The sequence below is a fragment of the Mucilaginibacter achroorhodeus genome, from assembly GCF_007846095.1.
Taxonomy (GTDB): domain Bacteria; phylum Bacteroidota; class Bacteroidia; order Sphingobacteriales; family Sphingobacteriaceae; genus Mucilaginibacter; species Mucilaginibacter achroorhodeus.
Window position 1 is genome coordinate 412,001 of sequence record NZ_VOEI01000004.1, and the last position, 11,451, is coordinate 423,451.

Annotated in this window: 10 protein-coding genes; 9 read left to right on the forward strand and 1 reads right to left on the reverse strand. The window is 42.5% G+C overall.

Translation table 11 applies throughout. The annotated features are described in order from the left end of the window. Positions 1–23 precede the first annotated feature (23 nt). The 9 genes from FPZ42_RS13645 (at position 24) to FPZ42_RS13685 (ending at position 11,140) form a co-directional block, all read left to right on the forward strand. The gene (locus FPZ42_RS13645) at positions 24–1,172 is read left to right on the forward strand and encodes a carboxypeptidase-like regulatory domain-containing protein (protein ID WP_186458772.1); all 1,149 of its coding nucleotides are present in this window, start codon (positions 24–26) and stop codon (positions 1,170–1,172) included. 237 nt (positions 1,173–1,409) lie between these two features. After that, a complete protein-coding gene (ccsA, locus tag FPZ42_RS13650; protein ID WP_146272254.1) occupies positions 1,410–2,075 on the forward strand; it encodes a cytochrome c biogenesis protein CcsA in 666 nt (221 codons plus the stop codon). A 1-nt stretch (position 2,076) separates the two neighbouring features. Then, complete coding sequence (locus FPZ42_RS13655; protein WP_146272199.1) at positions 2,077–2,286, forward strand: CcmD family protein; 210 nt, start codon at positions 2,077–2,079, stop codon at positions 2,284–2,286. A gap of 159 nt (positions 2,287–2,445) precedes the next feature. Next, a complete protein-coding gene (locus FPZ42_RS13660; RefSeq protein WP_146272200.1) occupies positions 2,446–3,882 on the forward strand; it encodes a Glu/Leu/Phe/Val family dehydrogenase in 1,437 nt (478 codons plus the stop codon). A 197-nt stretch (positions 3,883–4,079) separates the two neighbouring features. Continuing rightward, positions 4,080–5,714 carry a sensor histidine kinase gene (locus FPZ42_RS13665; protein ID WP_146272201.1) on the forward strand — a complete coding sequence of 545 codons (1,635 nt, stop codon included), beginning with the start codon at positions 4,080–4,082 and terminating at the stop codon, positions 5,712–5,714. Continuing rightward, positions 5,707–6,396 (forward strand): response regulator transcription factor, encoded by a 690-nt coding sequence (locus tag FPZ42_RS13670; RefSeq protein WP_146272202.1) that lies wholly within the window; start codon positions 5,707–5,709, stop codon positions 6,394–6,396. Before FPZ42_RS13665 ends, FPZ42_RS13670 begins: the two co-directional genes overlap by 8 nt. A gap of 152 nt (positions 6,397–6,548) precedes the next feature. Next, a complete protein-coding gene (locus FPZ42_RS13675; RefSeq protein ID WP_146272203.1) occupies positions 6,549–6,959 on the forward strand; it encodes a cytochrome c maturation protein CcmE domain-containing protein in 411 nt (136 codons plus the stop codon). 10 nt (positions 6,960–6,969) lie between these two features. Further along, complete coding sequence (gene ccsA / locus FPZ42_RS13680) at positions 6,970–9,468, forward strand: cytochrome c biogenesis protein CcsA (RefSeq protein WP_146272204.1); 2,499 nt, start codon at positions 6,970–6,972, stop codon at positions 9,466–9,468. A gap of 250 nt (positions 9,469–9,718) precedes the next feature. After that, positions 9,719–11,140: a hypothetical protein gene (locus FPZ42_RS13685; RefSeq protein ID WP_146272205.1), complete on the forward strand. Its 1,422-nt coding sequence runs from the start codon at positions 9,719–9,721 to the stop codon at positions 11,138–11,140. 14 nt (positions 11,141–11,154) lie between these two features. Here the strand turns inward: FPZ42_RS13685 and FPZ42_RS13690 are convergent, their stop codons facing one another. After that, entirely contained in the window at positions 11,155–11,397 is a 243-nt protein-coding gene (locus tag FPZ42_RS13690) for a hypothetical protein (protein ID WP_146272206.1), read from the reverse strand. Between the last annotated feature and the right edge of the window lie 54 nt (positions 11,398–11,451).

Consider the following 11,451-nt stretch of genomic DNA (forward strand, 5'->3'; position numbering starts at 1 on the left):
TAGCTTTTAGCATTTTATTGATATTGCCTTTTACAATTAAGGCTCAAAATGGTGTAATTACTGGTAAAGTAACAGCACAGGGCGGCGCTAATCCGGTTGTCAAAGCAAGCGTATTTTTAAACAATGCCTCATACGGCACAGCTACTGCCGATGATGGCACATTTGCGCTCCGCGGCGTAAAACCAGGCCAATATGATCTGGTAGTGTCTGTGTTAGGTTTCGAGGAATATACCCAAAAGGTTCAGGTGAATAACAATACGCTTGATCTGAAGATAAGCCTTACGCCCAAAGTAATGATGATGCGGGAGGTAGTGATTACCTCCAACGCCGACTGGAAAAAGAACTACGAACAGTTTAAAAAAGAATTTATTGGTAATGATGATGCGGCCCGCCAATGTAAAGTGGCTAATCCGCGGATACTTAATTTATCCTACACCCGTAAAACGCAAACGCTTGAGGCATCTACCGATGAGTTCTTGGAGGTTGCGAACTATGCATTAGGCTATAAGGTGAAATTTCTGTTGGCCGATTTTAGTAGTAACAATATCTCCGGCATCATCAGTTACGCAGGCAAAGCGCTGTTTGAAGATCTGCCGGGCAGCGCAGAACAAAAGAAAAAATGGAAGGCCAGGCGCGACGAAGCATATTACGGATCGGCAAGGCACTTCTATAGATCTTTATACAAGGACCGTTTGCAACAGGAGGGCTTCGAGGTATACGATCTAATGCGTAGTCCCGATCCTAACCGCGCCCCAGAATGGTTGATCAAAAAGAAGATCAAACAGTTCAACGGCTTTAACCGCGATTCGGCGATGTTTTGGATAAACATGGAGAACATGCCCAAGTGGTACCAGGAACATTTAACCAGGCCAAACTTAGCTGCAAGTGCTGTACTGCGAAAGACCGAGCAAGATGGTATCTACGTAATCACTTTTCCGCACTACTTATACGTGATGTACACTAAACGCTTTGAAAAGGATAACTTTAAAGATGTATACCGGCCGCTGGATATGCCTAACTACGAAGCCAGCATCATTACCCTCAGCGGAAACTTTGCTGCCTTTGATATGAATGGCACCGTTGTGGCCAATGCCCCCTTGGTGGAGGGAACATGGTCAAAGTCTAAACTGGCAGCTATGTTGCCTGTGGATTATGAACCGTCAGATAAGTAATCAGAGATTTAGTGATTAGAATTGCCTGACGCGGTATCGTGACAAAATTTTTAACTAATCTCTTATCTTCAATCTCTAAAACTGATCTGTACTATCATTCTCTCAACACAAAACCCTAATCAACACAACTTTTTTAACTACTATGCTTGCATAGTATAACAATGCTAATTATAACACAGGGCATATAATGGATACATCTTATTGTTACATTTGCCCCATATTTTTGCTATGAAGTTTATATATCAAATGTGGTGGAAGGTATTAGCAGTAGCACTTGTACTATCCACCTTCATTACCGGATTACTGCTGCGCGTGCCCCGCTTGCCTATAATTCACGAAACAATAAGAAATTTGTATTTCCACGTACCGATGTGGATGGGAATGCTCACTGTATTTGTAGTATCGGTATATTACAGCGTTAGATACCTGAATACTGGAAAAGAAGAACACGATTTGGCCGCTGTTGAATGCGTAAACACAGGCTTGATATTTTACAGTCTGGGTTTGTTAACCGGCATGCTTTGGGCAAAATATGCATGGGGCGAGTATTGGAGCGGCGACCCTAAGCAAAACAGTGCGGCTATTGCTTTTTTGCTGTATTGTGCTTACCTGGTGCTGCGCAATTCTATAGACGAGGAGCAAAAACGTGCAAAGATATCAGCCATTTACAACATCTTCGCTTTCCCTATAATGGTGGTACTGATATTTGTTTTACCACGTTTAACAGATTCGCTTCACCCGGGTAGTGGTGGCAATCCTGCTTTTGGCCGTTATGATTTGGACAATGGGATGAAATTGTCTTTTTATCCGGCAATGCTGGGCTGGAGTTTTATTGCGTTGTGGATTGCTACTGTGCGTTATCGCATCCGTTTAATTGAAAATAAAAAGAATGCCATTAATTAATATGAAAAAACTTGCTTTTTTATTGTCGTTGATTTTCTGTTTTACGGCTGTCTCGGCACAACAAACACAAAGTGTAGAAATGGCCGACGTTTTACGTAGTTCTGGTAAGATCTATGTTGTGATAGCCACTATATGTATTATTTTCATTGGCCTTGCCCTATACCTCTTCAGCATTGACAGGCGCTTAAAAAAAATCGAGAAAGAAAATTAAATCAAAAAGCCTTACAGCATTGTTTAAACGGTGTTTTTGCTTGCCGCCGGGCAAGGTGTAACTAAAACACCATCTCTTTAACAGTTGCGATATTGGTAAAAAATATACCAAATTTGGGCACTTTTTTAAGAAATTAATAATTATACCAAAAATCTAAATATGAGCACGAATAACCCGACTGCGAACCAGGAAACGCATTTCTTTGGCGATGTTTGTAAAAACTTCGATCACGCAGCGCAATTCACCAAGCACGATGCCGGTTTATTAGACCAGATCAAATCATGTAACAGCGTTTATCGCTTCCGCTTCCCAATACGTAAAGGCAATGGCTTTGAAGTTATAGATGCATGGCGCGTTGAGCACTCTCATCATCAATCACCAACCAAAGGCGGTATCCGCTACAGCGAAATGGTGAACGAAGATGAGGTAATGGCGCTTGCGGCGCTAATGACTTACAAGTGTGCTATCGTTAACGTTCCATTTGGCGGCGCTAAGGGTGGTATCAAGATCAATCCAAAAAATTACACTGTTGGCGAATTGGAAAACATTACCCGCCGTTACACAGTGGAATTGATAAAGAAGAATTTTATTGGCCCAAGCATTGACGTACCTGCACCGGATTATGGATCGGGCGAACGCGAAATGAGCTGGATAGCCGACACGTATGCAACCATGAATCCTGGTCAGCTGGATGCCCTTGGCGCTGTAACAGGTAAGCCAATTGCTTTACACGGTATTGCCGGCAGGAGAGAAGCTACCGGTCGTGGTGTGGCAATTGCGGTTCGCGAGTGTGTTAGTGTTGCCGAGGATATGGATAAGTTGGGTTTAACAACGGGTTTATCAGGCAAAAAAATAATTGTACAGGGTTTAGGTAACGTAGGTTACTACTCGGCTAAATTCTTGTCAGAGTTTGGTGCTCTTATCGTAGGTATCTGCGAGTTTGAAGGTGCCGTTTATAACGAGGACGGTTTAGATGTTGAGGCAGTTTTCCAACACCGCAAATCAAGCGGATCGATCTTAGGTTACGCAGGTGCTAAACAAGAGTTTAAAAACACCATGGAAGGCTTAGAGCAACCATGTGATATTCTTGTACCGGCTGCTTTGGAAAACCAGATCACTGAAGCAAACATCCGTAACATTAAAGCGAAAATTATTGCTGAGGGTGCAAACGGCCCTACGTCACCTGAGGCTGAAGCGATATTTTACCAAAACGGTGGTATGATTATCCCGGATATGTATGCCAACGCAGGCGGTGTAACCGTATCATACTTTGAATGGTTAAAGAACCTTAGCCACGTAGCGTTTGGCCGCATGAACCGCCGTTTTGAGGAAAACTCTAACCTTAACCTCGTAAACATGGTTGAGGGTATTACGGGTATCGCCTTAACGCCTATTCAGCGTGCTACTATTGTTAAAGGTGCATCAGAACTGGAACTGGTAAATTCGGGTTTAGAAGACACCATGATCCGCTCATATCACGAGATCCGCGAGATCTACAAAAGCAATCCAGATATTGGTACCCTGCGCAATGCTGCAATGGTTGGCGCTATTAACAAAATTGCGGTATCATACCAAAACCTTGGCGTGTGGCCGTGATTTATTGTTATAAAGATTAGGGATTGGAGATTAGAGATTAGGTTCTTTTTTGAATACAAAAGCGGCAGAAATGCCGCTTTTTTTGTTTAAACAGGTTTCTCTTATTTAACCAACCTTATTTTATGTTAACGTATGTTAACAGATAAGAGCGCTTGTGGGCTTGTAAATTACCTTTATCTTAATCAACCGCAAATTATATGAAACGGAAACTTAAGATAGTGATGGTATTGGCTGCAATTGCGCTCACAGGTATCATTATATTTCAGGCTTATTGGAGTATTAACGCTTATAAGCTTAACAAGCAGCAATTTGACCGCGATATCAACACAGCCATGCAGCGGGCAATGGATAGCTGTAAAAGAGACTACTTTGATTCTATACGTAAGGTAATGGTGTATCGCCTGTCTGATACCGCCATTCATATTAAGCTTGATACGATAATAGAAAGGGATACCGCACATCCAAGTTTAAATATTATGGTATCAGATAAGTATACATCCTTTGGACAGCCATATCATATGCTGCTCGGTGCTTATGATTTCTATCGCCGCAAACTCCCACACAAGGCAACTACGCCGGAGATATTAACAGAAATGTCTTTCTATGTACCTTCTTTTTTAGATAGGATAGAAATGCTGTTATCTATGCAAGATATAGCAAGTCATTTTGGGGAGCTACAGGGCTTTTTGCAAAAACATAAAAATGAAGAACCAAGCGATAGCCTTATGGCCCACAACCGAATAATTAAGCACGGGGTGTATGAGCTTCCACAAAATTTTAGGCAGGCTGATAGCCTCAAAATATCAAAATATTACCGTGCAGAGCTTAATAAATTGCATCCAAAGGCGAGCTTTAAACTAAGTATCTCAGATAAACCGATTCCTCCCAAAACTGCCGATCCACATCATGTAGATGATCTTAGATACAGCGAAACAGATGAGGTAAATTACAAATATCACGGCTTCCTGTTTTTGCAGCATACTTCTAAAAATCAGCTTTTTGTGAGGGCGGTGTTTGACAGGGCGCAGGCGGGCCTGCTAAAAGAAATGTTAGCCCCACTGTTATTTTCGGCTTTGTTAATTGTGTTCACTATTTTCTGCTTTATTTACATCATCAGAACTATCATTAACCAGAAACGGTTGACGGAGCTAAAGGATGATTTTATTAATAACATGACGCACGAGCTGAAAACACCTATTGCAACCATATCTGTAGCAATAGAGGGGATGCAAAAGTACAATGCGCTGGATGACCCTGATAAAACAGCGCGCTACCTGCAAACTTGTCGTAACGAGCTCGGCAGGCTTAACGATCTGGTAAATAAAGTGCTCAATATAGCAGCTTTTGAAAGCCATGATATCCCGTTAAATAAAGAATGGACAGACATCGACGGATTAATGAGCGATCTTGTTAATTCTGAAACGCTTAAGGCCGACAAACAGGTTGACATCAGTTTTGAAAATACAGTTGGTGTAAAGAGCGTATTTGCTGATAAACTGCATCTGCGAAATATCCTCGCTAACCTTATCGACAACGCTGTAAAATATTGCGCTGAGCCTGTTGTAATAAGGATCATCCTGTCAAAGAATGGCAACTATGCAGAGTTTATTGTAAAAGATAACGGTATAGGTATACCTGCCGAACATTTGGGGCAAATATTCGATAAATTTCATCGCGTGCCATCCGGTAATGTACACGATGTAAAGGGTACAGGGCTTGGACTAAACTATGTAAAACACATGGTAGAAGCGCACGGTGGCAAAGTTGATGTAAAAAGTGTTGTTGGAAACGGTACATCGGTTAGTTTTACTTTACCTTTAAGTAATGACTAATACCCGCGTACTTTTGGCCGAAGATGAGTTAGCCCTGGCGCATATTGTACGCGAAAGCCTGGAAGAAAGCGGGTTTGCGGTTACACTATGCGCCAACGGCGAGCAAGCGCTGAAAAGCTATCAAAGCACTAATTACGATATTTTGGTGCTTGATGTAATGATGCCCAAAATGGATGGCTTTGAAGTAGCTCGTAAAGTGAGGGCAACGGATAACACAACACCTATTATTTTCCTTACTGCACGCTCGCAGCCCAAGGATGTGGTTGCAGGTTTTGAGATTGGTGCTAATGACTATCTTAAAAAACCGTTCAGCGTTGAGGAACTGATAGTGCGTATAAAGGTAATGCTAAGCACCAATCGCATTTTACCTAAGCTCAGATCGGCACAGGAGGCTTATGCTATCAACAATATTTCGTTCTCGCCAAACAAAAATATGCTTCAGCATGGAGTAAGTAACATACAACTTACTGCCCGTGAGAGTGATATTTTAAAAATTCTTTGTAAACACCAATACGAGGTAATTCCGCGCAAGGAACTGCTTGACGCTTTATGGGGAGATGACAGTTTCTTTAACGCCCGCAGCTTAGACGTATTTATCACTCGCTTACGTACTCATCTTAAGGTAGATCCGCAGGTGCAGATAATCAACGTAAGAGGAGTGGGGTATAAGTTGGTGTGGTAACAACTGCGAACCAAATTACTTATGCCTAAACCTTATCACATTTTACCTATGCAATCTATAACAATTCTAAATAAGCAATATCCCTTGTAATAAACATTATTAGCTTTGCGTTTTGTATTTTTGCAAAACTGTTCTGTGCAGTTGTATAAACAATGAAAAAAAGCGCAATCTTCGGTATAGTAACTATTGCTATTGCGATAGCTGTTATCATAAGCACCTATTCAAACACAAGTACTTACGGCTCTTTTAACGATGCCCGTAAAGCTGACGCTGAACTACATGTTGTAGGCCATCTTAACAAAACCAAAGCTTTGTATTATGATGCTACTAAAGATGCTAACTACTTTTCTTTCTATATGAAAGATAATAAAGGTGAGGAGTGTAAGGTGGTGTTCAGTGGTACCAAACCACAGGATTTTGAGCGTTCGGAACAAATTGTACTGACCGGTTCTATGAAAGGCAAAGAGTTTCATGCCTCAAAGATCCTGATGAAATGCCCATCTAAATATACCGACGATAAATTGAACGTTGCTGAGTCTAAAACGCAAAGCGCCAGCATATAAATAGTTTTTAATGGAGATAGCTTATCAGGGCGAACACCTTTTTCCGGGTAGTTTAGGCCAGTTTTTTATTGTACTTGCATTCGGTTCAGCACTTTTTTCATTCATCTGTTACTACTTTGCCACTACCGAAACTGCTGCCAGCAGCGATAAATCGTGGTTGCGCATGGGTCGTATAGGCTACTGGTTAAACACTGTATCTATCATTGGTATGGGTGTTTGTTTGTTCTACATTCTTTACAACCATTATTTCGAGTACCATTACGCCTGGTCGTACACTTCTAAAACCTTACCTACCTATTATTTAATTTCCGGTTTTTGGAACGGGCAGGAGGGTGGCTTTTTGCTATGGATGTTTTGGGGAGCGGTTTTAGGTAATGTACTAATATGGCGCGCCAAAAGTTGGGAAAAGCCAGCTATGGCTATCATGGCGCTATCGCAAGCGGTTTTAGGTACCATGATATTAGGCCTGCAGATAGGCAGTGCACATATCGGCAGCTCACCGTTTTTATTGCTGCGCGATGCCATGGCCGATGCACCGATATTTAAAAACGCTAACTATCTCGATTTTATAAAAGACGGCAAGGGCATGAACCCTTCGCTTCAAAACTACTGGATGATCATCCACCCGCCGGTGTTGTTCCTTGGCGTGGCGTCTCTGGTAGTGCCGTTTGCATTTGCCGTTGCCGGTTTATGGCAAAGACGTTTTAAGGAGTGGGTTCCGGCTGCAATACCTTACGCTTTGTTTGCCTGTATGATATTGGGCACAGGTGTTATTATGGGTTCTTTCTGGGCTTATGAATCATTGAACTTCGATGGCTTTTGGGCTTGGGACCCGGTAGAGAATGCATCTATCTTCCCTTGGTTGATCATGGTGGCTGCGGTACACGTACTTATCGTATTTAAAAACAGTGGTCATTCATATTTTACGGCAGCATTTTTAACACTGCTGGCTTTCGTTATCGAATGGTATTCATCGTTCCTGGCACGTAGTGGTGTGCTGGGCGAAACATCTGTACACGCATTTACCGACCTTGGCCTGTTCTGGCAGTTGGTTATCGGTATGGCTATATTCTTCATCATAATGGTTTACCTGCTGGTAAGCCGCTGGAAAGAAATGCCCATCACCAAAAAGGATGAGGACACTTATTCGCGCGAGTTCTGGATGTTTGTAGGTGCGGTATTCCTTTGCCTATCATGCCTGCAATTGGTGGTAGTAACATCACTGCCGGTTTGGAACCTGATGTTTGGCACCAAATGGGCGCCGCCAACAGAATCTATCAAACAATACAACGTTTTTCAGGGATCATTTGCCGTGGTGATCGCATTGCTTACAGGTATCACGCAGTTCCTTAAATACAAGAAAACCGATATAACGCGCTTCTTTATTACTACCGGCGTTTACCTCGTATTTGCTGCGTTGGTAGCTGCGTTAATTATCTATGCAACCGGGCTGTATAAACTTAGCTTCGTGTTCTGGCTGGTGATGTTTGCATCGTTGTATAGTGTTTTTGCTAATGGTAAAATACTGTCTGACGCGTTTAAAGGTAAATACAAACTTGCCGGGTCTGCCGTATCACACATCGGTTTTGGTTTACTTTTGGTAGGCGCGCTGATAGCTGCAGGTACTAAAAAAGTAGTATCTATAAACGAACAGGGCGAAGAGCACATTGCCGAATCTTACAAAGAGGAGAATCCAAAGGAAAACCTGCTGCTTTACCTTAATCAGCCTATCAAAATGGGCGAGTATAACGTAACCTTTAAAGGTGATACCATAGAAGGCGCTCAGCACTTGTTCAATATCGATTATGAACGAGTGAAAGATGGTAAGGTGACTGAGAAATTCAGATTGAGGCCAAACGTAATACAATCTCAAGGTGGTATGTCGTCATCTCCGGATACCAAGCATTACCTGTTCCGCGATTTATACACGCACATCACCATGACCAACGTGATAAGTGCCGAACCTAAGCAGGAAGAAAACCACGCCGACCATCCCGAGGCCGACGATGATAAAAACTACGATGCACCGGTTGCCCATGAAGTTGCCGTTGGTGATACTATCCCGTACCGCGATGGCAAGATCATACTAAAAAGCCTGAACAAACAGGTGAAAGTTAAGGACATCCCGCTGAGTGATAAGGATGTTGCCGTTGGCGCACAGCTTGAAGTTATAACCCAGGGGAAAACCTACACAACAGAACCGGTTTACCTGATAAAGGGCCGTAATGTTTTTGATTTTGGTAAAAAACTGGAAGAAGCTGGTTTAAAGCTGCGTTTCTCAAAGATCATCCCGGATAAAGGCAAAGTTGAAATTCTGGTTTACCAACAGCCTGAAAGCAAGAAGAAATTTATTGTAATGAAGGCCGTTGAGTTCCCTTACATCAACTTTTTGTGGGCGGGTACCATTATCATGGTCATCGGGTTCTTTATGTCGATATTAAGAAGGAATAAAGAACTGAAACCTGCTTTAGCAGAAGTCAAAAGTCAAAAGTCAGAAGTCAAAAGATAAGGCCAATACAACAATATTTTACGGAGAGCACAAAGGAATTACCTTTGTGCTCTTTGCGTTTTATATGGTAATTTACGCTGATAGAGATTGCTTTAGTGTAGCTACCATCTGTGATCAAATGGTCGGAGCGGATGAACATTCTACAAGAATGGTAAGTATACTCATCAAAGCATTGCGTTCTGTAACAATTTACAAACACCTGTAAAAACTGCTTGGCAAACATTAAATTAGGGTTACCAATACCCTTTACATGCTTAGCCTAAAAAAATTACTTAGCGCATCTATATTGTTGTTGCCACTATTTACAAATGCCCAGGAAAAATCACCTCTGATTACAGGTAATGTAAATATTTCAATAAAAAAAGGCACTATTGCCTGCGACCTCATAGTGACCGACCTGCCAGATGTAAAAGATTACGTCATCAGGCTTAATTCAGGTATGAACATCCATTACTTTAAAGACCTGAAACGAAGCAAACAGCCTTTGTACTACGATATGGATACCAAAGACAGTATCCAGTCTGACGAGACCAAGGCGTATTACCTGCACGAGAACACGGGTAACCCGGCGCGTTATCTGCCTGAGGAACTGGAGATAAAATATGCGGGCATGTACCCTGTAATTGCTGATTCGCTGAGCGGTTACATGGGCCAGGACTGGCGGGGCAACATAGCCTTTAACGGTTACTCGGTAAGGGCCGAAGGAATGCAGGCGGCGTGGTACCCTGTATTGTATGATAAAGCTACAAGAACCCGTTACGCAGAAGTAAAGTACAATATCAACATTACCTGTAACGATTGCAGCCTGCTTTTTTTGAACGGCAGCCAGCCGGTGAGAGGGACAAAAGGTAGCTTTAAAAGCGATGCCACGCAAGAGATGTCTATGTACTGTGGCGACGTTAAGGCAAAGCAAAATAAAGGTGTATGGCTTATCAATTCGGATATGACCGCGCAGCAGGAGCAGAAGTTATTTGATCTGGCGGGTTCCTACCAATCGTACTACACTAAAAACTTTGGCACACCTTTTAAAGGCAATCTTGCTTTCGTACAAACCACACCCGTGGCTGATTCCGCACAATGGGCTTTTTCTTTTTTTTCGGCACCCACAACTTTTAACGTAGGAGCCGGGCGGTATGGCCTGCATGCTATGTTTGATGATAAAAACAGCGGTATGCCTAAAAAGACCATGGCGCACGAACTGGCGCATTATTACTTTGGTACATTGTTAAAGCCCGGCAATGAGTTTGGCCATGCCATTGAAGAAGGCTTTGCCGAGTACTTAGCGTTTAATCTTACTAAGCATTTAGAGGGTGAAGCCGTGTACAATGAAAATCTGCAGAACAAGGTACACAGTCTTAAATATCTGCATAAATATCAACCATTTTCAAAAGTAGTGTCTGATAAAGATTACGGCAACCGCGAATATTACCTGTACTATTACACGCCGGTGTTACTTTTAGCTATCGAAAAAGAAATGGGTGAACCAGTGATGTGGAAATGGCTTAAAGCCATGATAGCCACCGGTTCAGACCACGCAGATTACAGCCTGATGCTTAATACTTTCCGCACCGCCGTAACGGATAAAGACCTGCAGGAGAAGATCATTAAGAAGTATTTTACATCTGATGATGCATTGAAGAATGCCTATGAGGTGTTGGGGGTGAAAGAGTAGGTGCATTTTCCCGCTTAGGCACGTAGTGCCATGCCTCTTAGCCCACACAAGTCCGCCATCGTTCTGCCAGCTTTCACCCAAAGCTTTTTTGCTGACAGGGAAAAGTAAGAGCAGTAACCCGATGCTACCGAAAGATGCGACATAGTGTAACGTGCGGGTAGCACAGGCATTGCAATAGCATAAACGTAGTAGCGCGTTACCAAGTCGCGAGTTTTCTTTTTGGTACTTTTTCTTTTGCGGAAAAAGAAAAAGTACATCCACTAATGATCGTAAATCACTGTCATTCCTAACGGAGAACTAATCCTAAAGAG

Excerpts from the sequence above, each read along its gene's own strand:
- FPZ42_RS13670 (WP_146272202.1), top strand. The coding sequence starts at position 5,707 with ATGACTAATACCCGCGTACTTTTGGCCGAAGATGAGTTAGCCCTGGCG.
- FPZ42_RS13665 (WP_146272201.1), top strand. The coding sequence starts at position 4,080 with ATGAAACGGAAACTTAAGATAGTGATGGTATTGGCTGCAATTGCGCTC.
- FPZ42_RS13690 (WP_146272206.1), bottom strand. The coding sequence starts at position 11,397 with ATGTACTTTTTCTTTTTCCGCAAAAGAAAAAGTACCAAAAAGAAAACT.
- FPZ42_RS13660 (WP_146272200.1), top strand. The coding sequence starts at position 2,446 with ATGAGCACGAATAACCCGACTGCGAACCAGGAAACGCATTTCTTTGGC.
- FPZ42_RS13655 (WP_146272199.1), top strand. The coding sequence starts at position 2,077 with ATGAAAAAACTTGCTTTTTTATTGTCGTTGATTTTCTGTTTTACGGCT.
- FPZ42_RS13675 (WP_146272203.1), top strand. The coding sequence starts at position 6,549 with ATGAAAAAAAGCGCAATCTTCGGTATAGTAACTATTGCTATTGCGATA.
- ccsA (WP_146272204.1), top strand. The coding sequence starts at position 6,970 with ATGGAGATAGCTTATCAGGGCGAACACCTTTTTCCGGGTAGTTTAGGC.
- FPZ42_RS13685 (WP_146272205.1), top strand. The coding sequence starts at position 9,719 with ATGCTTAGCCTAAAAAAATTACTTAGCGCATCTATATTGTTGTTGCCA.